Origin of the sequence: Cupriavidus sp. CuC1 (genome assembly GCF_044627735.1) — a bacterium.
GTDB classification, from domain to species: domain Bacteria; phylum Pseudomonadota; class Gammaproteobacteria; order Burkholderiales; family Burkholderiaceae; genus Cupriavidus; species Cupriavidus ulmosensis.
The window spans coordinates 44,591-69,966 of record NZ_JBIUHC010000020.1 but is presented as its reverse complement, the minus strand read 5'-3'; the positions used below and the strand labels follow the sequence as shown (position 1 = coordinate 69,966).

Annotated in this window: 29 protein-coding genes and 3 tRNA genes; 13 read left to right on the top strand and 19 right to left on the bottom strand. The window is 64.6% G+C overall.

All coding sequences use genetic code 11. The features are described 5' to 3' along the window. Positions 1-42 precede the first annotated feature (42 nt). The 3 genes from ACGLHR_RS11575 to ACGLHR_RS11565 all read left to right on the top strand — a co-directional run bounded on the left by ACGLHR_RS11575 (position 43) and on the right by ACGLHR_RS11565 (position 3,742). A complete protein-coding gene (locus tag ACGLHR_RS11575) occupies positions 43-1,485 on the top strand; it encodes a PLP-dependent aminotransferase family protein (protein ID WP_400093911.1) in 1,443 nt (480 codons plus the stop codon). A 173-nt stretch (positions 1,486-1,658) separates the two neighbouring features. Next, positions 1,659-2,060: a hypothetical protein gene (locus ACGLHR_RS11570; protein ID WP_400093909.1), complete on the top strand. Its 402-nt coding sequence runs from the start codon at positions 1,659-1,661 to the stop codon at positions 2,058-2,060. Positions 2,061-2,266: 206 nt separating this feature from the next. Next, positions 2,267-3,742 carry a diguanylate cyclase domain-containing protein gene (locus ACGLHR_RS11565; protein ID WP_400093907.1) on the top strand — a complete coding sequence of 492 codons (1,476 nt, stop codon included), beginning with the start codon at positions 2,267-2,269 and terminating at the stop codon, positions 3,740-3,742. Between the two features lie 66 nt (positions 3,743-3,808). Here ACGLHR_RS11565 and lpxO read toward each other — a convergent pair whose 3' ends face one another. Together lpxO and ACGLHR_RS11555 are read right to left on the bottom strand one after the other, a co-directional pair. Then, positions 3,809-4,711, bottom strand: coding sequence for a lipid A hydroxylase LpxO (lpxO, locus tag ACGLHR_RS11560; protein ID WP_267605931.1), 903 nt, complete (start codon positions 4,709-4,711; stop codon positions 3,809-3,811). Between the two features lie 190 nt (positions 4,712-4,901). After that, on the bottom strand, positions 4,902-5,213 hold the full coding sequence (locus ACGLHR_RS11555) for a hypothetical protein (protein ID WP_267605930.1): 312 nt from the start codon (positions 5,211-5,213) through the stop codon (positions 4,902-4,904). Positions 5,214-5,467: 254 nt separating this feature from the next. Between ACGLHR_RS11555 and ACGLHR_RS11550 the strand changes: the two genes are divergently transcribed. Continuing rightward, positions 5,468-5,770, top strand: a complete 303-nt coding sequence (locus tag ACGLHR_RS11550) for a hypothetical protein (RefSeq protein WP_267605929.1) — start codon at positions 5,468-5,470, stop codon at positions 5,768-5,770. A gap of 136 nt (positions 5,771-5,906) precedes the next feature. Here the strand turns inward: ACGLHR_RS11550 and ACGLHR_RS11545 are convergent, their stop codons facing one another. After that, the gene (locus ACGLHR_RS11545) at positions 5,907-6,590 is read right to left on the bottom strand and encodes a Fe2+-dependent dioxygenase (protein ID WP_267605928.1); all 684 of its coding nucleotides are present in this window, start codon (positions 6,588-6,590) and stop codon (positions 5,907-5,909) included. Between the two features lie 240 nt (positions 6,591-6,830). On the opposite strand from ACGLHR_RS11545, the gene ACGLHR_RS11540 reads away from it, so the two are divergent. Beyond that, on the top strand, positions 6,831-7,118 hold the full coding sequence (locus tag ACGLHR_RS11540) for a hypothetical protein (RefSeq protein WP_318234807.1): 288 nt from the start codon (positions 6,831-6,833) through the stop codon (positions 7,116-7,118). 123 nt (positions 7,119-7,241) lie between these two features. Further along, a complete protein-coding gene (locus tag ACGLHR_RS11535) occupies positions 7,242-7,685 on the top strand; it encodes a hypothetical protein (protein ID WP_400093905.1) in 444 nt (147 codons plus the stop codon). Between the two features lie 130 nt (positions 7,686-7,815). Here the strand turns inward: ACGLHR_RS11535 and ACGLHR_RS11530 are convergent. The 4 genes from ACGLHR_RS11530 to ACGLHR_RS11515 form a co-directional block, all read right to left on the bottom strand. Beyond that, positions 7,816-7,891: transfer RNA gene (locus ACGLHR_RS11530), tRNA-Met, on the bottom strand. 298 nt (positions 7,892-8,189) lie between these two features. Beyond that, on the bottom strand, positions 8,190-8,471 hold the full coding sequence (locus tag ACGLHR_RS11525; protein WP_318234808.1) for a hypothetical protein: 282 nt from the start codon (positions 8,469-8,471) through the stop codon (positions 8,190-8,192). Between the two features lie 108 nt (positions 8,472-8,579). Beyond that, positions 8,580-9,425: a DUF1266 domain-containing protein gene (locus tag ACGLHR_RS11520; protein WP_400093903.1), complete on the bottom strand. Its 846-nt coding sequence runs from the start codon at positions 9,423-9,425 to the stop codon at positions 8,580-8,582. 296 nt (positions 9,426-9,721) lie between these two features. Next, positions 9,722-9,798 (bottom strand) — tRNA-Arg (locus ACGLHR_RS11515). A 123-nt stretch (positions 9,799-9,921) separates the two neighbouring features. Between ACGLHR_RS11515 and greB the strand changes: the two genes are divergently transcribed. Next, on the top strand, positions 9,922-10,518 hold the full coding sequence (gene greB, locus ACGLHR_RS11510) for a transcription elongation factor GreB (protein WP_400093901.1): 597 nt from the start codon (positions 9,922-9,924) through the stop codon (positions 10,516-10,518). A 44-nt stretch (positions 10,519-10,562) separates the two neighbouring features. Here greB and ACGLHR_RS11505 read toward each other — a convergent pair whose 3' ends face one another. The 4 genes from ACGLHR_RS11505 to ACGLHR_RS11490 form a co-directional block, all read right to left on the bottom strand. Continuing rightward, complete coding sequence (locus tag ACGLHR_RS11505; RefSeq protein ID WP_318234830.1) at positions 10,563-12,968, bottom strand: bifunctional (p)ppGpp synthetase/guanosine-3',5'-bis(diphosphate) 3'-pyrophosphohydrolase; 2,406 nt, start codon at positions 12,966-12,968, stop codon at positions 10,563-10,565. Positions 12,969-13,225: 257 nt separating this feature from the next. Continuing rightward, positions 13,226-13,429 (bottom strand): DNA-directed RNA polymerase subunit omega, encoded by a 204-nt coding sequence (gene rpoZ, locus ACGLHR_RS11500; RefSeq protein WP_006162413.1) that lies wholly within the window; start codon positions 13,427-13,429, stop codon positions 13,226-13,228. An 84-nt stretch (positions 13,430-13,513) separates the two neighbouring features. Further along, complete coding sequence (gene gmk / locus ACGLHR_RS11495; protein ID WP_267605924.1) at positions 13,514-14,167, bottom strand: guanylate kinase; 654 nt, start codon at positions 14,165-14,167, stop codon at positions 13,514-13,516. A gap of 5 nt (positions 14,168-14,172) precedes the next feature. Beyond that, positions 14,173-15,114: a YicC/YloC family endoribonuclease gene (locus ACGLHR_RS11490; RefSeq protein WP_400093898.1), complete on the bottom strand. Its 942-nt coding sequence runs from the start codon at positions 15,112-15,114 to the stop codon at positions 14,173-14,175. Between the two features lie 178 nt (positions 15,115-15,292). On the opposite strand from ACGLHR_RS11490, the gene ACGLHR_RS11485 reads away from it, so the two are divergent. The 5 genes from ACGLHR_RS11485 (at position 15,293) to hemW (ending at position 20,214) form a co-directional block, all read left to right on the top strand. Beyond that, complete coding sequence (locus tag ACGLHR_RS11485; RefSeq protein ID WP_400093897.1) at positions 15,293-16,345, top strand: serine/threonine protein kinase; 1,053 nt, start codon at positions 15,293-15,295, stop codon at positions 16,343-16,345. A gap of 181 nt (positions 16,346-16,526) precedes the next feature. Beyond that, complete coding sequence (locus ACGLHR_RS11480; RefSeq protein WP_400093895.1) at positions 16,527-17,441, top strand: PP2C family protein-serine/threonine phosphatase; 915 nt, start codon at positions 16,527-16,529, stop codon at positions 17,439-17,441. A gap of 175 nt (positions 17,442-17,616) precedes the next feature. Next, positions 17,617-18,336 (top strand): ribonuclease PH, encoded by a 720-nt coding sequence (rph, locus tag ACGLHR_RS11475; RefSeq protein ID WP_400093893.1) that lies wholly within the window; start codon positions 17,617-17,619, stop codon positions 18,334-18,336. A gap of 13 nt (positions 18,337-18,349) precedes the next feature. Beyond that, entirely contained in the window at positions 18,350-18,967 is a 618-nt protein-coding gene (gene rdgB / locus ACGLHR_RS11470; protein WP_400093892.1) for an RdgB/HAM1 family non-canonical purine NTP pyrophosphatase, read from the top strand. After that, the gene (gene hemW, locus ACGLHR_RS11465) at positions 18,964-20,214 is read left to right on the top strand and encodes a radical SAM family heme chaperone HemW (protein WP_400093890.1); all 1,251 of its coding nucleotides are present in this window, start codon (positions 18,964-18,966) and stop codon (positions 20,212-20,214) included. Before rdgB ends, hemW begins: the two co-directional genes overlap by 4 nt. Before the next feature lie 93 nt (positions 20,215-20,307). Here hemW and ACGLHR_RS11460 read toward each other — a convergent pair whose 3' ends face one another. Next, on the bottom strand, positions 20,308-20,820 hold the full coding sequence (locus ACGLHR_RS11460; protein ID WP_400093888.1) for a glycine zipper 2TM domain-containing protein: 513 nt from the start codon (positions 20,818-20,820) through the stop codon (positions 20,308-20,310). Positions 20,821-21,106: 286 nt separating this feature from the next. On the opposite strand from ACGLHR_RS11460, the gene ACGLHR_RS11455 reads away from it, so the two are divergent. After that, a tRNA-Ser gene (locus tag ACGLHR_RS11455) sits at positions 21,107-21,196 on the top strand. 81 nt (positions 21,197-21,277) lie between these two features. On the opposite strand, the gene ACGLHR_RS11450 is transcribed toward ACGLHR_RS11455, so the two are convergent. The 7 genes from ACGLHR_RS11450 to ACGLHR_RS11420 form a co-directional block, all read right to left on the bottom strand. After that, a complete protein-coding gene (locus ACGLHR_RS11450; RefSeq protein ID WP_400093887.1) occupies positions 21,278-21,571 on the bottom strand; it encodes an excisionase in 294 nt (97 codons plus the stop codon). 68 nt (positions 21,572-21,639) lie between these two features. Next, positions 21,640-21,843, bottom strand: coding sequence for an excisionase (locus ACGLHR_RS11445; protein WP_400093885.1), 204 nt, complete (start codon positions 21,841-21,843; stop codon positions 21,640-21,642). Between the two features lie 174 nt (positions 21,844-22,017). After that, positions 22,018-22,320: a hypothetical protein gene (locus tag ACGLHR_RS11440; protein ID WP_400093883.1), complete on the bottom strand. Its 303-nt coding sequence runs from the start codon at positions 22,318-22,320 to the stop codon at positions 22,018-22,020. Further along, positions 22,317-22,580 (bottom strand): hypothetical protein, encoded by a 264-nt coding sequence (locus ACGLHR_RS11435; RefSeq protein ID WP_400093881.1) that lies wholly within the window; start codon positions 22,578-22,580, stop codon positions 22,317-22,319. The genes ACGLHR_RS11440 and ACGLHR_RS11435 overlap by 4 nt, the downstream gene beginning before the upstream one ends. After that, entirely contained in the window at positions 22,577-22,762 is a 186-nt protein-coding gene (locus ACGLHR_RS11430; protein ID WP_400093879.1) for a hypothetical protein, read from the bottom strand. Before ACGLHR_RS11430 ends, ACGLHR_RS11435 begins: the two co-directional genes overlap by 4 nt. Further along, complete coding sequence (locus ACGLHR_RS11425) at positions 22,759-22,974, bottom strand: hypothetical protein (protein WP_400093878.1); 216 nt, start codon at positions 22,972-22,974, stop codon at positions 22,759-22,761. Before ACGLHR_RS11425 ends, ACGLHR_RS11430 begins: the two co-directional genes overlap by 4 nt. A gap of 361 nt (positions 22,975-23,335) precedes the next feature. Then, a complete protein-coding gene (locus ACGLHR_RS11420; protein WP_400093876.1) occupies positions 23,336-25,372 on the bottom strand; it encodes a hypothetical protein in 2,037 nt (678 codons plus the stop codon). Positions 25,373-25,376: the final 4 nt, after the last annotated feature.

Below are 25,376 nucleotides of genomic sequence, written 5' to 3'. Positions count from 1 at the left end.
TCTGTATCTGTTGCGCCGGCCGCCGCCGCGTCACCATGCCGCATGGAATCCGTCCCGCTCTACCGCCAGCTTGCCCAGCACTACCTGCACGCCATTGAAACCGGCGTCCTGAAGCCGGGGGACCGCGTGCCCTCCGTGCGCACGCTCATGGAGCTGCACGGCGTGAGCCTGTCCACCGCGCTGCAGGCCTGCCGGCAGATGGAAAGCGATGGCCTGCTCGAGGCCAGGCCGCGCTCGGGCTACTTCGTGCGGCACCGCCGGCACAAGCCGCTGGCGCCGATCGAGGAGCCGGTCGCCGCGCTGCCGGACCCCGCGCAATACGTGGGCATCCATGAGCGCATTTCCGCCATCACCGCGCGCGGACGCCAGCAACCGGTCGCGGTGAACTTTGCCGGCGCCTGCGGCGCGCCCGCGCTGTACCCGGCGGAAGGCCTGCGCAATGCGGCGGCGCGCGCGCTGCGCCTTCACCCGCAACTGTTCGGCAGCGCGGCCGACGCCGGCGGCCATCCGGCCTTTCGCGCCGTGCTGGCGCGCAACGCGCTGCTCTCGCGCATCACGGTAGCGCCGGAAGATATCCTGGTGACCCACGGCTGCACCGAGGCGCTCAACCTCGCGCTGCGCGCGGTGGCGCAGCCCGGTGACGTGATTGCCGTGGAGTCGCCCACCTATTACGGCCTGCTGCAAATCCTCGAAAGCCTGGGCATGCGCGCGCTGGAGATTCCCAGCAGCCCGCAGACCGGCATCTCGCTCGAAGCGCTGGAGCTGGCGGCGCAGACCTACGACAACATCCGCGCCGTGGTGGTGGTGCCGAACCTGCAGAATCCGCTGGGCAGCATCATGCCGGACGCCAACAAGGCGCAACTGGTGGCCTGGTGCGAGGCACGCGCCATCGCGCTGATCGAGGACGACTGCTTCTGCGCGCTGGCGGACAGCGACGCGCCGCTGGCCGCCCTCAAGGCCTGGGACCGCAGCGGCGGCGTGATCCATTGCGCCTCGCTGCACAAGATCCTGGCGCCCGGCATGCGGCTGGGCTGGATCGCCGCGGGCAAGTGGCAGGCGCGCGTGGAAATGCTCAAGTACAGCCAGTCGCGGCCCAATGAGTTGCTGGCGCAGATGGCGGCGGCCGAGTTCATGGGTTCCGGCGCATTCGAGCGGCACCTGCGGCGCCTGCGCGAGCAATTGCGCAGCCAGCGCGCGCAGGTGGTGCAAGCGATTGCCGCCGAGTTTCCAGCGGGCACGCGCGCCTCCAACCCGAACGGCGGCCTGCACCTGTGGGTCGAGCTGCCGGGCTCGGTCCCGTCCGAGGCCGTGTTCGACCAGGCCATGGCGGCCGGCATCCGGGTCGTGCCCGGGGTGATGTTCTCCAACTCCAACCGCTTCGACCATTTCCTGCGGCTCAATTGCGGCACGCCGTTCACGCCGGAGATCGAGCGGGCGTTGCGCAAGCTCGCTGCGGTGGTGGCGCGCCTGGCGGACAAGCCATAGCGGCCGATGCTGGATGGCTGGCGACGGGCCTGGCGCGCCACATCCGTCGCCTCGCGCCACCATTCGCTCCTAGCATCGCGCCGTTCATCGCAGCGCGCTAGGCGGCGGCGGACCGGGCCGGCATCCTTGCGAACATTGCCGAAACCGGCAGGCCGCGCTCCAAGGAGAACAAGATGCCGCACCCCTCCCTCCCGCTCGCCATCGAGACCGTGGGCTCCGCCCTGCGCCTATGCACCGCCCGCCGCGCCGACCCGGCGCATCGCGTGGCGCGCACCGATGCCAGAGCTGGCCAGGACACCAAAGACAATGCCGCACGCACGGAGCATGACCAGGGACAAAGCAGGCTCACCCGGCTTACCGATACCATCGGCCGGGTTCCTGTCCAGACCTTGACTGAGATGACTCATGCCAACTCCGCTGCCAGCGGCAAGCTCGATGAACTACGCACCCTGGCCTTGCACCTGACCGCCGGCTCGCTGTTGCAGGCGGCCACGCTGCAATTGATCGCCGAGCAGGAAAACGCGCAGCACCGTTACGCCCCCGCGCGCATCGCCGAGCTCTCCCGCCGGGGCTGACGCGCCGGCGGGCGCCGTGTGTGGGTTTTTACGCCACACGCTATCCATTCCCTCCCCTGCTGCCCTATGCTATCGCTCGTAGCGAGCATGGCGGCGGCCCCGGCAAATCCGAGGCGGCACAAAGCCAGCCGCGCCACACGCGTGCCAGCCCTGGCCCGCGCCGAACAGGATTGGGATGGGGATAGGGATTGGGAAAAGACGCATTGATGGCAACGACCGACACGCAGCGGATCGATAACGAATACAAGGCCTTGTTCCAGCTGGCGCCAGTCTCGTTGTGGCTGGAAGACTTCAGCGCCGTGCGCGAACACTTCCAGGCCCTGCGCGCGCAGGGCGTGACCGACCTGCGCAGCCACCTGCGCGCCAATCCGGAACAAGTCGCGCGTTGCTCGGCACGGATCCGCGTGCTGGACGTGAACCAGCGCACGCTGGACCTCTTTCGCGCCGCCGACCTCGCCGATCTCGTCAATAACCTCGACACCGTCTTTCGCGACGATATGTTCGACCAGCACGTCGAGGAACTCGGCCAGCTGTGGGACGGCGGCTTGCGCTTTTCCAGCCAGACCGTCAACTACACGCTGGAAGGCAAGCGGCTGGACATCCGCCTGGATGCCACCGTCATGCCCGGCTTTGAGGCAAGCTGGGAACGCGTGCTGCTGTCGATCGAGGACATTACCGCGCGCGTGGCCACCGAGCGCGGGCTGCGCCGCAGCGAGCAATACGCGCTGGGCCTGTTCGAGCATTCGCCGGTCTCGCTGTGGGTCGAGGATTTCAGCGCGGTCAAGGTACTGCTGGATGAAGTCCGCGGTGCGGGCATCACGGACTTCCGCACCTTCCTCAACGTGCATCCGGATTTCATTTCGCGCTGCATGCAGGAAATCCGCGTGCTCGACGTCAACCAGCAAACCCTGCTGATGTTCAGCGCGTCAACCAAGGCAGAGCTGCTCTCGCGCCTGGGCGATGTGTTCCGCGACAATATGCGCATCCAGTTCGCCGAGCAGTTGATTGACCTCTGGAACGAGAAGCTCTGGCAGCAGCGCGAAGTCATCAACTATGCGCTGGATGGCCGGGCCGTGGACGTGTTCATGCAGTGGTCGGTGTTCCCCGGCTGCGAGGCGGAATGGGACCAGGTGCTGGTGTCGCTGACCGACATCACCGCGCGCAAGAAGGCCGAGGCCTATGTCGAGTTCCTGGGCAAGCACGACGTGCTGACCAAGCTCTACAACCGCGCCTACTACGAAGACGAGCTCGCGCGGCTGGGACGCAAGGGCCCGTGGCCGGTCAGCGTGATCGCGGTCGACCTGAATGGCCTGAAGCAGGTCAACGATCAGCTCGGCCACGGCGACGGCGATGCGCTCCTGCGCCGTACCGGCGAGGCGCTGAAGAAGGCCGTGGGCGATCAGGTCTGCGTGGCGCGGGTCGGGGGCGACGAATTCATGGTGCTGCTGCCGGCGCGCGACGAGCGCGGCGTGGCCACGGTGGTCGAGCAGATCCACCAGGTGGTGGAGCTCAACAACCAGTTCTATCCGGGCACCGCGCTCAGCCTGTCGATCGGCACGGCAAGCTGCAGCGCAGGTGAGCGCCTGAGCGATGCCGTCAAGCTGGCCGACACCCGCATGTACCAGGCCAAGCGCGCCCATTGCGAGGCGCTCGACGACGAGCTGGAGCGGCGGCGTCGATAGCCAATCGCCGATGTGCAAATGAAAGGGCCGGCATCAGCCGGCCCTTTCATTTTGCACGTTACAGCGTTAGAGGTACACGATCAGCGCCACGCCAGCGGCGATCAGGCCAAACTTGACCACGTAGTAAGCCGGCCGGCTCCACGCCTTGAAACGCCGGCGATACTGGCCGCCGAGCCAGACAATGCGGAACAGGCGGTTGATCATGCCGGTCTGGTCGGACTCTTCATTGGGCGAGCTCGCCGCGGTCATGACCTTGCGGCCCAGCCAGCGGTTGATCTTGCCGGCCCAGCCGAAGCGCATCGGACGCTCGATGTCGCAGAACAGGATCAGGCGGTTGCTGTCGCTCTTGTTCTCCGCCCAGTGCAGGTAGGTCTCGTCGAACACCACGCCCTCGCCATCGCGCCAGCTATGGCGCTCGCCGTCGACCTCGATAAAGCAGCGGTCGTCGTTAGGCGTGGCCAGGCCCAGGTGATAACGCAGCGAACCCGCGAACGGATCGCGGTGCGGGTTCAGCTTGCCACCGGGCGGCAGCTCGGCGAACATCGCCGCCTTCACGCTCGGCAAGCCACGGAGCAGCTCCACCGTGCGCGGGCACAGGACCTCGGCCGAGGGATGGCGGGCTTCGTACCATTTCAGGTAGAAACGCTTCCAGCCGTACTTGAAGAACGAGTTGAAACCGGCATCGTCGTTCTTGTCGGCGGCCTTGATCTTGCGCATGGCAGCCAGGGCCAGGCCTTCATCGCGAATCTCCGGCCAGGCGGCGCGGATTTTCTCGAGTTCGGGAAAGCGCTCGACGGGGATGTAGGGCGTGCGCGGCACGCCGGAGAATACATACATGAAGCAGTTGACCGGGGCCACCAGGGCCGAATGGTCGAGCAACTGGCGCCAGATGCGCAGCCTCACCTTGCCGCGGAAATGCACGTACAGGATCGCTCCCAGGTACGCCGCGACGATTATCCACTTGATCACCCGAAATCCTCCATATCAGCAGTACCGCGCGCAGTCGCTTACGCGGGCAACGCGACGGTGTCGGGGGCGAAAACCCGTAGTGTATCGAAATGGGAGGCGCCCTGCTGGATGATAACGATGCACCACATGTCGATCCATCACTTCGGATCGGCGGCACAAGCGGCCGGAGCCGCCTGCGGGCGGACTCGGCTCAGGGCGTGCCGCGGGATTGCCGGGCGATGCGGTCGATCAGCGCGTTGGCGTCATCCGGCAAACCCTGCAGCGTCAGCAGGCGCGCGTTAAGCACCATATTCTCCAGCACCAGCTTGGCGGTGGAGGCCCACATGGTAGCCAGCAACGCGTCCACCGGCATGCCGGCCGTCTCCATGGCGCTGGAGCGCTGCGCCACCAGACGGCACACCAACGCGCGCAGCGTGGCGTCGTCGAAGGGCAGATCGGCATAGTCGATCGGGTCTTCCTTCTCGACTTCCACCATCAGTTGCAGCAGCATGTCTTCGGTCATCGGCAAGCTCCCAGGAAGGCTTCAAGGGTCGGATGTTCCTGTTGATGACGCTAATCCTCGGCCCTTGCGTTGTCAATGCGCTGGCCGATCGGCACTAGCGCAATGACGCAATGACAACAGACAAGAAGGCCGGCCGCCCGCGGTTGGGACATCCGATGACTCAGGGTAAGCGATAGACAGGTCCCATCGATCGGCACTGAACAAAGCGTGTAAGCTCCAGTCTGATCATTACTACCAACCAAACACTAGAGTTCATGACCGAGCGTTTGTTATCTGCCATGCGTCAATATGCATGGTTCGGTGGTGTCAAGCACCACGTGGTCCAAGGTGTCGAAGCACTGGCCACCTTGCTCAAATCTCCCGCAGTCGCAGCCCGCGCAGTGGCTGCCATCGTCGCAGAAACCGAACAGGGCGTGCAGGTGTGGGTGTCCTACTTCGGCAAGCCGATGGACCCGCATACCCAATACGTATTCTGGCCGATGCAGCGTGCGCTCAAGCCCGCGCGACGACGCGTAGCCATGGTCCCGTTACCGCCGCAGCATCGGGATCGCCGTTAGCCTCGTTGCACAGTGAATCGCGAATGGCTGGCCGATGCCGGCGATTCGCGAGTATCAAGCCTCGGCATCCCGCCTCAACATCCCCTTCCCCGCTTCGCCCCCTCCCCCCCGTCTTCCTCATTCCCCACGTCGCCGCTCACGCGTCGGCCCAGCGTCGCAGCAGGTTGTGATACACGCCGGTCAGCCCCACCACGGCCGCGTCCTTGTGTCCCAGGGCCTGGCCGACCCGCTGGATCTGCGTATCGAGCTCGAACAGTACCGAACGCTGGCCCTCGTCGCGCACCATGCTTTGAATCCAGAAAAATGACGACACGCGCGCGCCGCGCGTAACCGGGCTGACATGGTGCAGGCTGGTGGCCGGGTACAGCACCATGTGCCCCGCTGGCAGCTTCACGCGTTGCTGCCCGTAGGTATCCTCCACCACCAGCTCGCCGCCATCGTAGTCTTCCGGCTCCGTCAGGAACAGCGTTGCAGAGAGGTCGCTGCGCACGCGGAAGTTGGTGCCGCGCAGGTGGCGGATCGCGTTATCGATATGGTTATCGAACGCATGCCCGCCCTCATAGCGGTTGAACAAGGGTGGATAGACCTTGAGCGGCAGCGCGGCCGAGATAAAGAGCGGATTGGCGCCCAGCGCGTCCTGGATCAGGTCGCCCACCTGGCGCGCCACGGGCGAGCCTTCGGGCAGTTGCAGGTTGCGCTTGGCCAGGGCCGACTGGTGACCGGAAGTGGCGTTGCCGTCGGTCCATTCCGCCGCGTCCATCCAGGCGCGGCATTGGGCTACCTGCGCCTTTGTCAGCACATCGGGGATCTGCAGCATCATGATTTCGATTACCTCGGCAAGACAGTTGGCCAGGAGCACCTTGCCGTGCCCCAGGCGAGCGCCGATTGTAAGAGAAAGCCCGCGCTCTTACAAATAAGAATCATTATCAACATCCACGTGCCTTGACCTGACGCAAGCCCTGCGCGAGGGAGCCGCCCTGTAGGCCGCGTGCCGACATGCGTCGGACATGCGGCCTACTACAATGGATTGCACCCAGCCCATTTTGCCAAGGAGACGGAAATGCCCGAACCGGTACACGACGAAGCGTTGGTCAACCTCTACCTCGAGCAGATTTCCGCCCTGTCGATCAGCGCCTTCGACGGCGCGGATGTGAACGAGGAACTCGGACAGGTAGTGCGCGAGGCCGTCGATCAGTGCGGCGCGAGCAAGACTGCCCCGGAGGGTAATAACCTGAGCGTACTGATCGAGCGCTTGACGGCGCGGTCCGAGGCAGCCGAGCGCGAAGGCCAGCCTCAGGTGCGCGACACGTTTTCGCGCGCGGCCGAACTGGCCCGGGCGCCGGCCTGAATCTCTGGCGAGCGCTGTGCGTGCGCGAGCCAGCGTGACAGTGAGCCTCCCGGCGGATCACAATCTCAAATTGCTATCGCCCGGCACCCGCCGGGCGCGATCCGTTGGTGAACCAGAAACTCCATGCACCGCGCCTTGCTCCGCTTGTTGTTAGCAGTGACCGTGCTGTGCGTGGGCGCGTGCGCCGGCTTTCCTTACTACGACCCCTACGACAGCTACACCCCCTACAACCCCTACGATACCTATGGGTTCTACGACGGCAGCGTAGTCTATCCTCCTGGCACTTACGGCTACGGGTACGGGTACGACTACGCACTGCCCTACTACGGCGGGTTCTACAGTCCCGCCTTCTACTACGGTTACGGCAGCTATCACGGTTATCGTGGCTATCGCGCCTATGGCTACTATCGCGGCCCCGGCTACCACGCGGGCGGGCCGCGATATTACGGCGGCTATCCCCACCATGCCGGCATGGCGCACGGCTACTACCATGGGGGCGGCTGGGGAGGCACGGGGGGAGCGCGAGGCGGACGCAGCGGAGGTGGAGGCGGCCGCGGGCGACGCTGAACAGCACGAGCCAGGGCGCACGCAATGCGAACTTGTCCCGGGCAATGCACGGGTTTCGAATCTTTGGAAATTTGCAGAACTTGGCCAGAACGGCCCGGAGGCTAGGTCTCGGAAGACCGGAAAGGGTCTTTGGTTGCGGGGGCAGGACTTGAACCTGCGACCTTCGGGTTATGAGCCCGACGAGCTGCCAACTGCTCCACCCCGCGTCCGAGAGGCCGGATTATGGTGGATCCTGCCGCGCATTGCAATCGCTTTGTGACGCCATCGTGAAAGGAGCCGCCACAGGACCCTGCCTTGAGCCCTGCTTTTGGCCCGCCGTCAAGCGCACCGGCCTGCGCGCGCCTCACCGTCTTCCGGCTCCAGCATGTCTTTCAGGTAACGGTTCACCTGATCCAGCGCTTCGAGCTTGGTCTCGAAGGACGCTATAACCCGCAAAGCGGCGCCTTCGCCGGCATGCACTACGGCGCACTTCCGCCTTTCCCGCAAGCAAAGGCGACACGCCCACTAGTCCGTCACCGGCCCCACGAGCTTGTCCACAAGCTGATAGGCAGCAGCAAAGGCCGCGACTTCGGCAGCGTGCCGGGTAGCAAACTGCGCGCCGTCGCCTGACAAGCGCTCGATGTCGCCGGCATCGGACGGATCCGCACCCTCCTGGCAAACGCGCACCTCGTACCCCCACTGGGCAACCTTGCCCAACGCCGGGATGCCGTTGCCTCCCGGCTTCGATACAAGCACATAGACGTCCATGCCCCGATACGCCTCCACCCGCCAGTCCGCATTGCTCATTGGATCCTCCCTGATTCTTGCCGCGAGCATGAAGCATAGCGCCTGGCGCCCTGCGCCCTCCTGAACCAGCCTATGCCGCCGGCCTCAGCCCCGCAAGACGGCACGCGCCTACATACCATGGCGCGCAGCGCGATAGCGCACGTCGCGCAAGGGGCCATCCGAATCCTCGAGGCAATGCCGGACAAACGTTAGCTGCCGCTGCAGCCCGGCGCCAGGCCCGGCCCACATCGCGCGGCCCAGCAGGTAGCTCACCGCAACCTCCTGCCAGGACGCCATCTGCGCGAAGACCTGCGACGCGGCCTGCTCGATCACGGCCCAGGCCTGCGCTTCGGTTTGCATGCCGCAGTCGTAGGCGGCCCGCGCGACATGAATCGCCCGGCTCATGTCCCAGGCCAGCACGCCGCGCGCCAGGTCGACCCGCGAGCCAAGCAGGCGGCTCGCGCGCAGGTCCGGCATGGCGCGCTCGAGATTGTCGATGCAGCGGGCCAGGCGCACCGGATCGAAGCGATCATCGAGCAGCACGATCTCCCGCTCGCGCGCCGCGCGCGGCACCGAGAACAAGATCCGGCAAACCTGCGGATACAGCGCGCGATGCCCTTCCTCGAGCAGCCACGCCAGCGTGCCCCGTGCCTCGCCTGCGGTATGGATATGCCAGTCGGTAGCCAGCAAGCCCGCCTGCGTGCGCGGATCCACGCCGGTGGCAAGGGTGCTGACGTTAAGGGTCAACCGCGCATCGTGCAAAAGGCCCACCAGCAAACTGCGCGTGCGCTCGCCGGTGGCTGGCGCTGGCTTGCCCTCGAGCGCCTGACTACAGGCGCAGCCTTGCGAGCCAGGCCGGCGCTTCGCCGCTGACGGCAACGCGGTTCGCGGCATGTCCGGCTTGCGCCAACGGCATGCGGCACCGGCCACTACGGCGAGCACGGCGGCACAGACAAACCACGGCAATGATCGCATCGCAAGACTCTCCAGAGGAAAGCGCGATCGCTCCGCCCGGCAGGTCGGGAAACAGCAGCAAGAGAGCGATCCGGTTATGAACGCGCACGGATGCGCACCGGAACAAAGATTAGCGGCAGGAAGCCCGGCGCACGATGAGACAAGTCTCAATCGCGGCCATTCCCGTCGACGCGCGGCGGAACGCCGTAGAATGGTCAGACCCGGATCCGGAAAGCAGGCGGATCCGGATCAGGAGCCGAAAGCGGAAGCGGAAATGAAAAAGAGCTTCCATTTCTGGAAGCTCTTTTCGCAATGAGTGGTGCGGCTGGCAGGATTCGAACCCACGACCCCTTGGTTCGTAGCCAAGTACTCTATCCAACTGAGCTACAGCCGCACTCGAGAAAGAAATTATAACGTACTTTTGAAGTTTGGGAACCCCCCTGCCCCACTTTTTTTGCTTTTCCCTCCGGCAGGCCGCCGCTTCCTATAATGACAGCCCCGTAGATGTGATCGGATCATGAACAAGGCATTTGTCAAAGAGTCACCCGGCGACGAGGACGACGACCTTCCCGAAGGCGCCGCCCCGCTGCCACCCGGCACCAAGAACTACATCTCGGCGCAAGGCTACCAGCGCCTGCGCGATGAACTGATGAACCTGATCGACGTGGCGCGCCCGGAGGTGGTCCAGATCGTTTCATGGGCCGCGTCCAATGGCGACCGCTCCGAGAACGGCGACTATCACTACGGCAAGAAGCGCCTGCGCGAGATCGACCGCCGCATCCGCTTCCTGACCAAGCGCCTGGAGAAGGCCGAGGTGGTGGATCCCTCCCTGCAGGGCGACAACGACCAGATCTTTTTCGGCGCCACGGTCACCTACGCCGACCAGGCGGGCGAGGAAACCACCGTGACGATCGTCGGCACGGACGAGGTCGACCTGGACAGCAACCACGTGAGCTGGATCTCGCCGATCGCGCGCGCGCTGCTCAAGGCGCGCGAAGGCGATACCGTGCCCCTGCGCACGCCGGCCGGGGTGGAGCAGATCGATATCCTGAAAGTCTGCTATCCCAAGAGGCAGGCGGAGCCGATCGCCGCCGCGCGAGCCGAAAAGCACTGAGCCCGGCTCGGCCGGGCTCAGCGCATGCGTGCGGGACGGCAGCGTCAGCCGTCGTTGCGGTCGCGGAAGATGCGGATGACGTCGGGGTTGCGCCGGAGCGCCCGCATCACGTTGGCAAGGTGCAGGCGGTTCTGCACCTGGATGATGAACTGCATGTAGGTGGCCTCCTGGTGGCCGCCTTCCTGCTGCTCCATCGCCACGTGCGCCACGTTGGCGTCCGCGGAGGTCAGGTCCGCCGCCACGCGGGCGACGATGCCCTTGACGTTGCGCACCATCACCTTGATCGACACATCGAAGGAGCGCGTGGTCTTCTTCGCCCACATTACGTCGATCCAGTGCTCCGGATCCTTGCTGTGCAGGCGCTTGGCCACCTTGCAGTCCTGCACGTGGATCTGCAAGCCCTCGCCCTTGCCCAGGTAGCCGACGATGGAGTCGCCGGGAATCGGCCGGCAGCATGACGAAAAGATCATCGACATGCCTTCGTCGCCGGTGATCGGCACCGCCGGGGCTTCTTCGCCGGAGAAGGTCTGCACGGCCGCCAGCAGCGCGCTGTCGACATCGCCGGAGAGCTCCTGCAGCAGGATCTCCATGCGCTTGGCCACCACGGCCGGCACGCGCCGCCCCAGCGCCAGGTCGGCGAAGATGTCTTCCTTGTGCTTGTTGCCGGTCCACTGCACCATGCGGTCCCACACCGACTGCGGCAGCGCCCTGAGCTCGATGCCGAGCTGTCGCGCCGACTGCTCCAGCAGGCGTTCGCCAAGCTGGATGGCTTCGTCGAGCCGGGTGGTCTTGAGGTAATGGCGAATGGCCGCGCGCGCCTTGCCGGTGCGCACGAACGCCAGCCAGGCCGGATTGGGCTTGGAGTACGGCGCCGTCACCACCTCGACGATATCGCCGCTCTTGAGCTCGGTGCGCAGCGGTAGCAGCTCGTTGTTGATCTTGACCGCCACGCACTGGTTGCCGAGGTCGCTGTGCACGGCATAGGCGAAATCGAGCGCGGTGGCGCCGCGCGGCAGCGCGCGGATATGCCCCTTGGGCGTGAACACATAGACCGCATCCGGGAACAGGTCGATCTTGACGTGCTCGAGGAATTCCTGCGAATCGCCGGTCTGGCTCTGGATATCGAGCAGCGACTGCAGCCACTGGTGCGCCTGCTGCTGGATATCGTTGGCCTGGTCGGCCTGGTGCTTGTACATCCAGTGCGCGGCCACGCCGGCTTCCGCGATCTGGTGCATGTCGCGGGTGCGGATCTGGAACTCCACCGGCGTGCCGAACGGGCCCACCAGCGTGGTGTGCAACGACTGGTAGCCGTTGATCTTGGGAATGGCGATGTAGTCCTTGAACTTGCCCGGCATGGGCTTGTAGAGCCCGTGCAGCGCGCCCATCGCCATATAGGTGTGCATCTGGGTTTCCACCACCACGCGGAAACCATACACGTCGAGCACCTGCGAGAACGACAGCTGCTTGTCGTGCATCTTGCGGTAGATGCTGTAGAGCGTCTTTTCACGCCCCGACAGCTCCGCCACGATGCCGGCATCGCCCAGCGCCTTCTGCGCGGTTTCGAGAATGCGCTTGACCACTTCGCGCCGGTTGCCACGCGCGGCCTTGACCGCTTTTTCCAGCGTGGCATAGCGGAACGGCGAACCGACCTTGAAGGACAGTTCCTGCAGTTCGCGGTACGTGGTGTTGAGACCGAGCCGATGCGCGATCGGCGCGTAGATCTCCATGGTTTCGAGCGCGATCCGCCGGCGCTTTTCCGGCGGCACGAAATCGAGCGTGCGCATGTTGTGGGTGCGGTCGGCCAGCTTGACCAGGATCACCCGCACATCGCGCGCCATCGCCAGCAGCATCTTGCGGAAGCTCTCCGCCTGCGCCTGCTCGCGGCTCTGGAATTCGAGCTTGTCCAGCTTGGTCAGGCCATCGACCAGTTCCGACACCTTGGGGCCGAATTTTTCCGCCAGCTCGCTCTTGGTGATGCCCTGGTCTTCCATCACGTCGTGCAGCAACGCCGCCATGATGGACTGGACATCGAGCTTCCAGTCGGCGCACAGCTCCGCCACCGCGACAGGATGCGTGATGTAGGGCTCGCCGCTCTGGCGATACTGGCCAAGGTGAGCCTCGTCCGAAAACTGGAAGGCTTCGCGCACGTGCGCCTGGTCCGCCGGCTTGAGGTAAGCGAGCTTTTCCATCAGCCGGGTGATCGAGATCACCTGCTGGCGCGGGGGCACTGCCGGTTGCGAGGTCGGGCCGAAGAAGTGACGGTAGGACTGCGCCAGCACTGCGTCGATGAAGAGCGCGTCGCCCGGCGACGCCTCGCTCAGCTCACTTTCGGCCGCTGCCTGGGCGGCTCTTGCCTTGCCTGCGCCCATCGCGGGCGCAACGGCCCGCTCGCCAACCACATCGTTGCCAAGCGGATCGGGAAGATTGGGAGCGCCGGTACGCGCGGTCACGCTCGACTGACCGGGCGCGGCGCGCTTGCGCTGAACGGGTGGCACTGCATCGCCACTCGCCTCACCAGGGGCTTCTCCGCGCGATCGCGCCGGCGTGGCCGTGGGGCTTGCCGTCGCGACAGGGGAGGAAGGCTGGGAGGAAGACATGTGGGCGGCTTCTGTAATCTGGCTGGTTAAGCAAGTACGCGAACAGGTACGTTAGCAGAGTCTCAATGCAAAGGTACGCGTTGCTAGGACTGGCCACCGCCGCCCGTAAATCAGGTCGGTACCTTCTTGAGCATCTCGATGCCGATCTGGCCCGAGGCGATTTCACGCAGCGCCACGACCGTGGGCTTGTCCTTGGCCTCGACCTTGGGAGTGTGACCCTGCACCAACTGACGGGCCCGGTAGGTCGCCGCGAGCGCGAGCTCGAAACGATTCGGGATGTGTTTCAGACAATCTTCGACGGTAATACGCGCCATATCAAATCCACCTCGGGACAAAACCTTATGCGATGCCGGCTATTTTACAGCACGCGGCAAGAAACGTTCCCGCCGCGCTCCGACTCAATGAATACCGAGCTCGATGAAGAGGTCGGCATGACGCGCTTTTTGCGACGAAAACCGCAGACGGGTAGCACGTATGACGCTGCGCAGCTGTTCGAGCGCCTGCTCGAAAACCTCGTTGATGATGACATAGTCCGACTCGGACGCGTGGGCCATCTCGCTGCCGGCTGCCAGCAGGCGGCGCACGATCACGTTGGGCTCGTCCTGGCCGCGCTTTTTCAGGCGTTCTTCGAGCGCTTGCAGCGACGGCGGCAGGATGAAGATCTCCATGGCGTTGGAAAAGCGCTGGTGCACCTGCTGCGCGCCCTGCCAGTCGATTTCCAGCAGCACATCGTTGCCCTGGGCCATCTGTTGCTCGATCCACACCCGCGAGGTGGCGTAGTAGTTGCCATGTACTTCCGCCCACTCGAGGAATTCGCCGCGATCGCGCGCCGCGCGAAAGGCGTCCACGGTCGTGAAGTGGTATTCGCGGCCATCCTGCTCGCCGGGACGCGGCGCGCGGGTGGTATGCGAGATGGACAGGCGAATGGCCTGGTCCTGCGCCAGCAGCGCGTTGACCAGGGTGGACTTGCCGGCGCCGGAAGGCGCCACCACCATGAACAGGTTGCCGGGGTAGGCGGTGTCGATGGCGACGTGGGACGACGTTTCACTCATGATGATTATTCTAGGTTCTGAATCTGTTCTCGCATCTGCTCGATCAGCAGTTTGAGTTCCATGGCGGCATCGGCCAGTTCTTTGGCCGCTGATTTGGAGCCAAGCGTGTTCGCTTCGCGGTTGAGCTCCTGCATCATGAAATCGAGCCGCTTGCCAACCTGCCCGCCCTTCTTGAGGATATGGCCGGTTTCGTTCAGGTGGGCCTGCAGGCGCGACAGTTCTTCGGCGATATCGATGCGGATGCCGTAGACCGTGGCTTCCTGGCGGATGCGCTCGCCGATTTCGTCGCGGCTCATCGAGGGCATGCCGCCGGGCGCGACCAGGTTGAAGGCCTCCTGCAGGCGCTCGGTGAGCTTGTCCTGGTGGTGGGCGATCAGTTGCGGGATGGTGGGCGTGAGGCGCTCGACGATGGCCAGCATGGATTCGATGCGCTCGTCCAAGGTGGCCTTGAGCGCGTCACCCTCGCGGCGGCGCGCTTCCAGCAACTGGCCCAGCGCTTCCTTGGCCGCGCCCGTCACGGCCTCGCGCAGGGCGTCCTGCGACAATTCGGGTTCCACCAGCACGCCTGGCCAGCGCAGGATCTCGCCCATGCGCAGCGAGCCCGCCTCGGTGAAGGTGCCCGCTACCGTGGCCTCGATCGAGCGGATCTGCGCCAGCAAGGCATCGTTGAGCGCCAGCGTGGTGCCGCCGGCGCCGGCATCGGCGCGCTGCAGGTTGATGCGGCATTCCAGCTTGCCGCGCGACAGCTTCGCCATGAGCATTTCCCGCAGCGCCGGCTCGAAGGCTCGGCATTCTTCGGGAGCCCGGAAAAACAGGTCGAGGAATCGCGAATTGACCGTGCGGAACTCCACCGAAACGGATGCGGTCCTGCCGGTGGGCGCGCCCTGCGCGTCCGTCAGCGGCGCCTGGCGCGTCGCCAGGCCGTAGCCTGTCATGCTGTGGATCATTGAGTAGTCTCGTGAAATGGCCATCTGGCCGCTTGGGTTCAAACAGCCTGGGGAGCCGGCAGCCCCGCAACCACGCTGGTTGAACGCCGAAAAGAGAGGCCAAAATGGCCGCTATTGTGTTCTTTACAAGTCATCGATTAGTCAGGACAATCCGGAGGCAATCAAGGTCCCGAATCCTATGACAGAGCCAAAGGGCGCATCACCTCCAAAGAGCGCACCGCTGCCCATCGGCACGCTGCTGTCCAACTATCGTATTGTAAAGAAGTTGGCCAGCGGGGGGTTCAGTTTCGTCTACCTGGCTACCGACGAGACCGGTTCCCCTGTCGCGATCAAGGAGTACCTGCCGTCGTCGCTGGCACGCCGCAAGCCCGGCGAACTGATCCCCGTGGTGCCCGAGGAAAGCGCGGCGTCGTTCCGGCTGGGGCTCAAGTATTTCTTCGAGGAAGGCCGCTCGCTGGCGAAGATTTCGCATCCCAGCGTGGTGCGCGTGGTGAATTTCTTCCGCGAGAATTCCACCGTCTACATGGTGATGAACTACGAGCTGGGCAAGACGCTGCAGGAACACATCCTGCACGCGCGCCAGCAAGGCCGCGCCAAGGTGCTGCGCGAACACTTCATCCGCAAGGTCTTCCACGACCTGATGAGCGGCCTGCGCGAAGTGCATATCCACAAGCTGCTGCACCTGGATATCAAGCCCGGCAACATCTACCTGCGCGAAGACGAATCGCCCATCCTGCTGGATTTTGGCGCCGCCCGCCAGATCCTGACCATGGAAGCGGCGCGCTTCCAGCCCATGTACACGCCGGGCTTTGCCGCGCCGGAACTGTACGGCAAGCATTCCGAACTGGGGCCGTGGACCGACATCTACAGCCTGGGCGCCACGCTCTATGCCTGCATGGCCGGCATGCCGCCCCAGGAGGCCAACCAGCGCGAGAAGGACGACCGCATGGCGGACTCCATCACGCGGCTGCGCGCCAGCTATACCAACGGCCTGGTTGACCTGGTCGAATGGTGCCTGCGCCTGACCCCGTCCGAGCGGCCGCAGAGCGTGTTCCGGCTGCAGAAGGAGTTGCGCGAACAGACCAATGCACTGGGCGAGCAGGCGGCCGCGCCCGCCGCGGCCGCCGCCGCCGAGCGCCCCCTCGCAAGCCGGTTCCTGACGCTGCTGCGCAAGCGCGAGGAACCTGCCGCGGCAATCCAGGCCAAGGAGGCCGGCTCGAGCGGCGAATAAAGCACAGAAGCGCCCTCCATGCGCCGTGTGCAGACCTCCTCCCTGCGCCACCCTCTGCCACCCTCTGCCACCATTAACAACTATGATGAGAACCGTCGCCTCGCGGCCCGCCCGCACGCTGTGCCGGTGGGGCGCGCAGATGGCGCCGCCGTCTCTCAAGAACTGACCCCCTACAGCCATCATGCGATTCTCCGTCTACCAGGAAAGCAGAAAAGGCGGCCGCCGCATCAACCAGGACCGCATGGGTTATTGCTTCACGCGGGATGCCCTGTTGATGGTGCTGGCCGATGGCCTGGGCGGCCACGCGCTAGGCGAAGTCGCCGCGCAACAAGCCTTGCAGACCCTGGCACGCCAGTTCCAGGCACAGGCCCGGCCCTCGATCCGCAATCCTGCCGATTTCCTGCAGGACACCATCATGCTGGCCCACCGGGAAATCCATCGCTACGCCGAAGCCAACCAGCTGGCCGACGTCCCGCGTACCACCGTGGTCTGCTGCCTGGTCCAGAACGGCCAGATCCACTGGGCCCACGCCGGCGATTCGCGGCTCTACCTGGTGCGCAAAGGCAATCTGCTGACCCGCACGCGCGACCACTCCAAGATCGAGAACCTGCTGCAGCAGGAGCGCGTGCTGCCGATGGAGGTGGCCAACCACCCCGAGCGCAACAAGCTCTACAACTGCCTCGGCTCGCCCAACCTGCCGCTGATCGATATCGGCGGCCCGCTGCGGCTGGAGCCGGGCGACGTGGCCCTGCTGTGCTCCGACGGGCTGTGGGGCAGCATCGAAGAGCAACTGCTAGTCGAGAAGGTCACCAGCCTGTCCGTGGTGCATGCCATTCCGGACCTGATCGAGCAGGCACTGCACAATGCCGGCGACGGCGCCGACAACACGACCGCCATCGCCATGATGTGGGAACTCGACGCCCAACTGTCCAATGAGGACTCGGTCGCCACCGAGACCCTGCCGCTCAATACGTTCACCACCTCGATCCTGGAGAACAACGGCGGCGATACCGACCTGCTCTCCGAGGAGGAGATCGAGCGCTCCATAGCCGAGATCCGCGCGGCGATCGACAAGACCAGCAATTTCATGCGCTGAGCCCGCGCAGCCGGCCCCGCCCCTGAAACCTGGGCGACCCCGGGCTAAAGTACCGCCCGCGCCGCAATGGCGCGGGAATTCGCGGTTCCCTGCGGGGGAATTGATGCCGGACGCGCACGCGCCGCCCTGCGGCGTTAAAATCCGGTCCTGAACCGATTCCCGAGAAAACCCTCACATGCGATCCAGCGGACGCGCAGCCGATGCGCTGCGCCCTATTACCCTGACCCGCCACTACACCCGTCACGCCGAAGGTGCTGTCCTGAGTGCCTTTGGCGATACCAAGGTGCTGTGCACCGCCAGCGTGCTGGCCAAGGTGCCCCCCCACAAGAAGGGCAGCGGCGAAGGCTGGGTCACCGCCGAGTACGGCATGCTGCCGCGCGCCACCCACACGCGCTCGGACCGTGAAGCCGCCCGCGGCAAGCAGACGGGGCGCACGCAGGAAATCCAGCGCCTGATCGGCCGCGCCATGCGCTCGGTGTTCGATCTGTCCGCGCTGGGCGAATTCACCATCCACCTGGACTGCGATGTGCTGCAGGCCGATGGCGGCACCCGCACCGCGGCCATCACCGGCGCCTTCGTGGCCGCCCATGACGCCGTCTCCGCCATGCTGCGCGAAGGCCAGATCAAAGCCAGCCCGATCCGCGACTTCGTTGCCGCCGTGTCAGTCGGCATGGTGGATAGCGTGGCCGTGCTCGACCTGGACTATGCCGAGGACAGCAACTGCGACACCGACATGAACGTGGTGATGACCGGCAGCGGCGGCTTTGTCGAAGTGCAAGGCACCGCCGAAGGCGTGCCGTTCAGCCGTGCCGATCTCGATGCCATGACGCGCATCGCGGAGCAAGGCATCGCCGAACTGGTGGCGCACCAGCGCCGCGCGCTGGGCCTGGCCTGATACGGTGAACGCGATGCAACGCCTGGTCCTCGCCTCCAACAACCCCGGCAAGCTCGGCGAGTTTGGCGCGCTGCTGGCGCCGCTCGGCTTCGAGGTGATCCCGCAAGGGGAGCTCGGCATTGACGAGGCCGAGGAGCCCTTCGCCACCTTCGTCGAGAACGCCCTCACCAAGGCGCGCCACGCCAGCCGCCTGTCCGGCCTGCCCGCGCTGGCGGATGACTCCGGCATCTGCGTCGACGCGCTGGATGGCGCGCCGGGCGTCTACTCGGCGCGCTACGCGCAACTGGTGGGCAAGCCGAAGTCCGATACCGCCAACAACGCGCACCTCATCTCGCAGCTGGCCGGCAAGCTCAATCGCCGCGCCTACTACTACTGCGTGCTGGTACTGGTGCGCCATGCCGAGGATCCGCGGCCGGTGATCGCCGAGGGCGTGTGGGCTGGCGAGGTGGTCGACGCGCCGCGCGGCAATGCCGGCTTTGGCTACGACCCGCACTTCCTGCTGCCGCACCTGGGCAAGACCGCGGCCGAGCTGAGCGCCGAGGAAAAGAACGCCGTCAGCCATCGCGCGCTCGCGCTCAAGGCGCTGACCGAGCGCCTGCAGGCCAGCGACCCCAAGATTGGCTGCCCATGATCCCGATCGTTCCCCTGGCGTCCACGGGCGCCAGCGTTGGCGCCCCCGCCGACACCAAGTCATTGTGGCTGCAGCCGGGCCAGCTCGCGCTGCCCGCCTCGCCCCCGCTATCGCTTTACGTGCATATCCCGTGGTGCGTGCGCAAGTGCCCGTACTGCGATTTCAACTCGCATGCCGTACCCGGCGCGGCGGACAGCCACGACATCCCGGAAGACGCCTACCTGGACGCGCTGCGCGCCGACCTGGAGCAATCGCTGCCGCTGGTATGGGGCCGCCAGGTGCACACGGTCTTCATCGGCGGCGGCACGCCCAGCCTGCTGTCGGCCGCGGGCATGGACCGGCTGCTGTCGGATATCCGCGCGCTGTTGCCGCTGGACGCCGACGCCGAGATCACGATGGAGGCCAACCCCGGCACCTTCGAGGCAGAGCGCTTCGCCAGCTATCGCGCCAGCGGCATCAACCGCTTGTCGATCGGCATCCAGAGTTTCAACGACCGCCATCTTGCCGCGCTTGGCCGCATCCACGGCGGCGCCGAAGCCCGCGCCGCGATCGGCATCGCGCTGGACAACTTCGAAAACGTCAACCTCGACCTGATGTACGCGCTGCCTGGCCAGACGCTGGCGGAATGCGCCGAGGACCTGGAAACCGCGCTGTCGTTCAACACCACGCACCTGTCGCTCTACCACCTGACGCTGGAGCCGAATACGCTGTTCGCCAAGTTCCCACCGGCGCTGCCGGATGACGACAGCGCGTATGAAATGCAGGACCTGATCGAAGCGCGCACCGCGCAGGCGGGCTACCTCCACTACGAAACCTCCGCCTACGCCCGGCCGCATCGGCAAGCGCGCCACAACCTGAACTACTGGCGCTTCGGCGACTACCTGGGCATCGGGGCCGGCGCGCACGGCAAGCTGTCATTCCCGCACCGGGTGCTGCGCCAGATGCGCCACAAGCATCCCGCCACGTATATGGCGCAGGCCATGGCCGGCAACGCGGTGCAGGAGCAGCACGATGTCGGCGCCGCCGACCTGCCCTTCGAGTTCATGCTCAACGCGCTGCGCCTCACCGACGGCGTGCCGGCCAGCACCTTCTTCGACCACACCGGCCTGCCGCTGCACACCATCAGCCGCGACCTGGCTGCCGCCGAAAAGAAGGGCCTGCTGGAGGCCGATCTCGCCACCATCAAGCCCACCGAGCTAGGCCGGCGCTTCCTGAACGACCTGCAGGAGATGTTCCTGAAAGGTTGATCTCGACGTCACGCCGCGCCCAGCAAAACGGCCACCCGAGGGTGGCCGTTTTGCTGGCGGTTTGCTCGCGTACTGGCCGCGCAGCGATGCCGCTCAGTACGGCGTCGCCATGTCGTTGGCCACCTGGACCCGGGAGCCAATGCGCAGGTTGCTGACATCGCGCTGCGTCACGGTAGCCATGCGGCCATCGTCCAGCCGCACGTTGACGCGATAGACGGTCTGGGTGCTGCTGCCGGCACGCTTCTCGATCTGGTTGCCCGCCACGCCACCCACCACCGCGCCGCCGATGGTTGCAACGGTATTGCCGGTGCCCCCGCCGATCTGGTGGCCCAGCAAGCCGCCGGCCACGCCGCCGATCACGGTGCCGAGCAAGCCCGAGCTGTTTTGCTGCGTCGTCACGGGCTCGATCGATTCGACCCGGCCATAAAGTACCGAATTCGCGGGTGCCTGGTAGGTGCTGGTGCCCGGGGGCGGGGGCGGTGCCTGGTACGCTGCTTGCTGCGGCGCACCGTAGCCACCGCCATAGCCACCACCCGGCGCCGCGCAACCCGCCAAGCCAACCACCGCGGCGGCCGCCGCCACGCTCAACAGAGTCTTGCCGTTCATTGCTTCTTCTCCTCGATTGACTGCTACTACATGGAACAGGAGGGAGCGCCCGCATGAGCGCGATTCCCCCTCACGCATGATAGGAGCATGAAACCGGATTTAAGGTTCCGCCGTGTCCGACAGACACCGACAAGCCCACAGGCATCTTCTCATGCCACCCACGTCGCGCGGCCTTGCTATAATGCGCGGCGCTGGCCATTTCGCCAGCGTCAAAGCAGCACGCAGCACGGACGGGGGCCTTCCCGGTTCGCGCTACAATGCCTGCTCTTCCTTTCGGAACCCTCCCGGAAGCGTGGCCGAGTGGTTTAAGGCAGCAGTCTTGAAAACTGCCGATGGGGTGACCCATCCGTGAGTTCGAATCTCACCGCTTCCGCCAGCACTACCCGCAAAGCCTTTATTTATAAGGGCCTCAGCCGGGACAGAGTTACTACCCACACTGCTACCCACATAGCGAAGGCTATTTTTTGCCGCGCTTTCGAGCGGGCAATTGGTCGATAGCGGCTTGGCGAGCCCGTTGACGGCTTTCCTCTTCCAGGTTCAAGCGTTCTACTAAGCTAAGCCGGCGAGTTGCCTTGCGGTCCACGGTGTAGCTGTAGTCCACGTACTCGGCCCCTGGGTCGACGTAGTAGTGGCGCCCGACCTTGACCGGCGGCGGGTAGATCTTCCCGGCCTTGATCCACAAATGCGCGTTTCGGATTGCTGGCGGCGGGTCGAAGTTCAATGCCAGCCATTTGTCGAGGCGAAGTTTCATATTGGCTGCTCCCCTTTCCGGGACGTCCATGCGAAGCTGCAGATGTGAGCCGTGGTCAGTTGCTTTCGCTACTTGTCGATGCGGTGGACCAGGCGGGGCCTCGGAATCAGTCCGTCTTCGGCATATTCCGCATTCTCGTCCACATAGTACGACCGTCCAGCCTTGACAGGAGGGGGATAGATCTTTCCGGTTCGCGCCCACAAGCGCAGGGTATCGATATGGGGCGGCGGGTCGAAGTGGCGAGCGGCCCAGGCTTTGAGTTTGATTCGCATCGGTGGCTCCAAGTCGCAGGATCGCGCGAATATCCAGGGCCGATACTATCCGGCTTTGGGACTGGAGACGGTGACCAACCCCGCGCCAAAGAAAAAGCCCGCAAGGCGCGAACCGTGCGGGCGTTCAATGCAGGTGGGACTATCTATTGCGGTCTACCCATGGGGCAGCAAAGCCTAGCGAGAGCGTTGGAGATCGGCCGCCAACGTGATCGACTTGGAGTAGAGCACTTCGGACATTAACTCAATCCCGCCCAAGAGCGCAGCGCGCGTGTTTGTCGTCAGGGGGAGGCGGCCCGGGTTGCTCGAGATATTCTCCTCCACCGTTGATACAGCAAGAATGCGTGCCGTGGCGCAAATGGCATCCAGCCCGGCGAGGATCTTGGACAGGTCCACTGCGGGCGGGCCAGTCACCCCGGCGTCGGCAGCTTCGGTCTCGGCGAGGTCATGCATGCGGTCGTAGTAGGTGGACTCGCTCATTGCAGTTCTCCCGACAGTTGACGCAGATCGGAGGCCAGGTCCGTGGCGAGCCACAGCACGTTGTTCTGGATCTCCGCTGAGTAGCGCGTGAATTGATCGTGCCCTTCACCGGAGATGAGAAAGAGCAGTGCGTGAAGCTGAGCGGCCTTCTTGCCAATGAAGTTGGACAGGGGGAGGCTTTCAGTGCAGGTGGAGTAGGCAGGCGTGAAGTTTGAGGCTTCCGTGTCGTGAGGGGAGGTAGATGCGGCTAGTGTGTTCATTGCGCGCCTCCCGCAACCAGTTCGTCAAAATCATCGCGCAACATGTCAAACATGACGCGCAGGTTCTCTTTGCTGTGGTCGGTCAACAGCTCAAAAGCCTCCCGGCCATCGGCGAACATGAAGTTGGCCAGCGCACTCAATTGGGCCACCACGGCTGGCAGGCGAACGTTAGGGGCGTTCATTGCGCACCTCCCGCCACCGCCAGTTGCTGAAGCCCAGCATTGAGCCGGTCGAACGCTTGACGCAACTCGGCCTTGCATTGCTCGGTCAGCGAGTCGAAGGCGTCGCCGTCTGGGTCGAACATGAACTCGGCCATGTCGGTCATTTGCCGAAGGACGACGGGAAATTGATCGGGGTTGGATTGCTCAGAACGAGCGGGGGTACTAGCACGCATTGCGGCCTCCTTGGACGGTGTACAAACCCGCGTCCTACCGGCCAAGATAGGGGTGGCGGGCGCATGGCGGGGTTGGCCGACCGGCGTCCAAGGGAACCGGCATACCCGAAGGTATCCCCACCAGCACCCGCCGTTGAAAACGGCGCGCGAAGGCGAGCACGCACAAAAAAAGCCGCGAGGCGGCTTGTGCGCCTTGGAACAGTCGAGCGGCCAAGCCCGGTCGTTGCTGTTTCAACGACGGCGCCAGCATAGCACTGCTGTTCCTTCAACTCAACACGGATTGTGCGCCAAGTCGAAGGCGGAGTGCATCGGGGAAGGCTGCCGGACCGTGCGCTACCACACTCAGCCCGCGCGGAGACAGTCATGGCTTGATCTCCAGGATCAGATACGACTTGGGGTTGCTCGGGTCGGTCATGACCAATCCTGTGCCGGCGCGGATGGCATACCTTCCCTGGCCTGCATGCATGAGCGACGCCTTGGGCAGTTGGGACACGAACTGCGCGAGCGGGATGGCCGTCTTGCCGGAATAGACCACCCCACCTGGCACCTGCGGCGCGAGGTCGGCAGCCTTGATGGCGGCAATGCGATCGTCAAAGGTGTCCTCTTGCATGCCGTACGGAAGTGGGATCTTGCTGCCGTTCTTCGTGATGATGCCGCCGGTTGCCAGGTTCACTGCATACTTGATGCCGTCCTTCGTGTCACCGGAGGCGGTGAGCCCGGTCTTGATCAGATAGGCAGCGTCGATCCACTGATCCTCCACCTCCTTGGTTGCCCCAGCCCCACGAATTTTCTCGGCGATCTCGGCGCGCCAGCCGGTCTCCTTCATGTTATCGATCTTGACGATGCCGTCCCTCAGTGCCTGCTCCCCCTTCAGGATCCACTCGGAGGTGAGTCTGCCGGTTGTCGTGTGCGAATTGGCATAGGCCATGGCCATTCCGAGCGTCTTGTCCTTATCGCCCATCTGCTTGGCCAGGTCGGAAACGCGGTCCATGTTCCCTGCTGAAGCACCGAGAGAGCCAAGCGCGGATGCCTGTTGATCCAGTGGCAGCGCACGGATGATCTTGCCAGTCTGTTGCGCCTCTTCCGGCTGCAGCGGGGACTCTCGCCGGCCAGTCCACCGCTCCACTACATTGATGGCGCCCATCCGCTGAGCAACTAGCTGTTGAGCTGATGGCACATCCGTGATCTGAACCAGCGGCGCGCGCTCAATTACGCCTCGCTCTTGAGCCGCCTTCCATGGGTTCTGCTTAGCGTCACTGTCAATCGCAGCGTCCATCCTATCCATGCGGTCCAGCAAACTCTGGGTCGCCGGGTCGGTCCCCTGGCCCTTTGTCGCCCCGGGCGCGCGCATGCGCTCGAGTTCGGCTTTTCGCACCGGTGAGGACAGCGAGGCAAACCGCGCCAGCTCGCCCTGCGATTTAACCAATTCCTGCACCGCTGGCGCATAGCCGGTGCCCGCTGCGATATCCGATAGCTGGCTTATGTAGTCGAGCGAAAGATAGCGCCCGCTCAAGGCGAGGTCTGAGGCGGCCTTGTAGGCGTCCCCAGCCTTGTCCTCGCGCGCTTGCTGCTCACGTATCGCCTTCTCCTGCGCACGGTCACCAGCCGCCTGTATGCCGTTCTCGTAGCCGTAGGCCTTGGTGATCAGCGCCGAGCGCTTGGCCGGGTCGAGCATATCGCCGTGTTCGCCTGCTATGCGCTCCCGCAAGGTGCGAATGGCACTGATATCGCCGGCTTGCGCAGCGTGCTCCAGCGCGCCCGAGGCAGCGGAGTAGGGAAGCTCCTTGTGAGCATACTCAAGAAGCTTGTTCCGCAACTCGGGCCCCACATCCGGCATGGTTTGCACGATGGAATTGAGCGCAATCCCAACCTTCGTTGGCTCCCTGTTAACGAAATTGATCCATGTGTCGATTGTGTTCTTGGTGGTATTTACCCGGTCGTTCTTCGTCGCATTAGCCTCGAACGCAATGGCTTGCGGGGCGAGTTGCTTGAAGAGCGAATTCAAGCTCTGCTGTCTATACTGCCGCTCAAGTGGCGTCTGAGTATTCGACAGTGAGTCGTCCTGATACTTCTTGAAGGCATCCAAGAATGTCTGCGTGTAACCGGTGGCTCCGCCGACCGCGCTCGCTTGACTATCCTTCATCCACTGGGACCAATGAGAGTAGTCCTGCGCATCATCATTCCCGGCGCGCACCTTGGCGTTCTGTTCGGCCTGCTCGCGCAGTATCTTGGCCTCGACCGTCTCCTGAGTAGTGATCCCCTGCCCTACTTGCTGCAGGCCCTGGCCGACGTTCTGGAGCGCCTGGCCGATGGATGGCGAAACCGGATTGCCCTCGGCGCGCGGAAGCGGTGCGCCGCCGCCGACATTGATCTGCTGGTTATAGAGTGGAATTTGCATGGTG

Bases quoted from the DNA above. Each gene is read 5' to 3' on its own strand.
- ACGLHR_RS11575 (WP_400093911.1), top strand. From the start codon at position 43: ATGGAATCCGTCCCGCTCTACCGCCAGCTTGCCCAGCACTACCTGCAC.
- ACGLHR_RS11570 (WP_400093909.1), top strand. From the start codon at position 1,659: ATGCCGCACCCCTCCCTCCCGCTCGCCATCGAGACCGTGGGCTCCGCC.
- ACGLHR_RS11565 (WP_400093907.1), top strand. From the start codon at position 2,267: ATGGCAACGACCGACACGCAGCGGATCGATAACGAATACAAGGCCTTG.
- ACGLHR_RS11555 (WP_267605930.1), bottom strand. From the start codon at position 5,213: ATGACCGAAGACATGCTGCTGCAACTGATGGTGGAAGTCGAGAAGGAA.
- ACGLHR_RS11550 (WP_267605929.1), top strand. From the start codon at position 5,468: ATGACCGAGCGTTTGTTATCTGCCATGCGTCAATATGCATGGTTCGGT.
- ACGLHR_RS11545 (WP_267605928.1), bottom strand. From the start codon at position 6,590: ATGATGCTGCAGATCCCCGATGTGCTGACAAAGGCGCAGGTAGCCCAA.
- ACGLHR_RS11540 (WP_318234807.1), top strand. From the start codon at position 6,831: ATGCCCGAACCGGTACACGACGAAGCGTTGGTCAACCTCTACCTCGAG.
- ACGLHR_RS11535 (WP_400093905.1), top strand. From the start codon at position 7,242: ATGCACCGCGCCTTGCTCCGCTTGTTGTTAGCAGTGACCGTGCTGTGC.
- ACGLHR_RS11525 (WP_318234808.1), bottom strand. From the start codon at position 8,471: ATGAGCAATGCGGACTGGCGGGTGGAGGCGTATCGGGGCATGGACGTC.
- ACGLHR_RS11520 (WP_400093903.1), bottom strand. From the start codon at position 9,425: ATGCGATCATTGCCGTGGTTTGTCTGTGCCGCCGTGCTCGCCGTAGTG.
- greB (WP_400093901.1), top strand. From the start codon at position 9,922: ATGAACAAGGCATTTGTCAAAGAGTCACCCGGCGACGAGGACGACGAC.
- rpoZ (WP_006162413.1), bottom strand. From the start codon at position 13,429: ATGGCGCGTATTACCGTCGAAGATTGTCTGAAACACATCCCGAATCGT.
- gmk (WP_267605924.1), bottom strand. From the start codon at position 14,167: ATGAGTGAAACGTCGTCCCACGTCGCCATCGACACCGCCTACCCCGGC.
- ACGLHR_RS11490 (WP_400093898.1), bottom strand. From the start codon at position 15,114: ATGATCCACAGCATGACAGGCTACGGCCTGGCGACGCGCCAGGCGCCG.
- ACGLHR_RS11485 (WP_400093897.1), top strand. From the start codon at position 15,293: ATGACAGAGCCAAAGGGCGCATCACCTCCAAAGAGCGCACCGCTGCCC.
- ACGLHR_RS11480 (WP_400093895.1), top strand. From the start codon at position 16,527: ATGCGATTCTCCGTCTACCAGGAAAGCAGAAAAGGCGGCCGCCGCATC.
- rph (WP_400093893.1), top strand. From the start codon at position 17,617: ATGCGATCCAGCGGACGCGCAGCCGATGCGCTGCGCCCTATTACCCTG.
- rdgB (WP_400093892.1), top strand. From the start codon at position 18,350: ATGCAACGCCTGGTCCTCGCCTCCAACAACCCCGGCAAGCTCGGCGAG.
- hemW (WP_400093890.1), top strand. From the start codon at position 18,964: ATGATCCCGATCGTTCCCCTGGCGTCCACGGGCGCCAGCGTTGGCGCC.
- ACGLHR_RS11460 (WP_400093888.1), bottom strand. From the start codon at position 20,820: ATGAACGGCAAGACTCTGTTGAGCGTGGCGGCGGCCGCCGCGGTGGTT.
- ACGLHR_RS11450 (WP_400093887.1), bottom strand. From the start codon at position 21,571: ATGAAACTTCGCCTCGACAAATGGCTGGCATTGAACTTCGACCCGCCG.
- ACGLHR_RS11445 (WP_400093885.1), bottom strand. From the start codon at position 21,843: ATGCGAATCAAACTCAAAGCCTGGGCCGCTCGCCACTTCGACCCGCCG.
- ACGLHR_RS11440 (WP_400093883.1), bottom strand. From the start codon at position 22,320: ATGAGCGAGTCCACCTACTACGACCGCATGCATGACCTCGCCGAGACC.
- ACGLHR_RS11435 (WP_400093881.1), bottom strand. From the start codon at position 22,580: ATGAACACACTAGCCGCATCTACCTCCCCTCACGACACGGAAGCCTCA.
- ACGLHR_RS11430 (WP_400093879.1), bottom strand. From the start codon at position 22,762: ATGAACGCCCCTAACGTTCGCCTGCCAGCCGTGGTGGCCCAATTGAGT.
- ACGLHR_RS11425 (WP_400093878.1), bottom strand. From the start codon at position 22,974: ATGCGTGCTAGTACCCCCGCTCGTTCTGAGCAATCCAACCCCGATCAA.
- ACGLHR_RS11420 (WP_400093876.1), bottom strand. From the start codon at position 25,372: ATGCAAATTCCACTCTATAACCAGCAGATCAATGTCGGCGGCGGCGCA.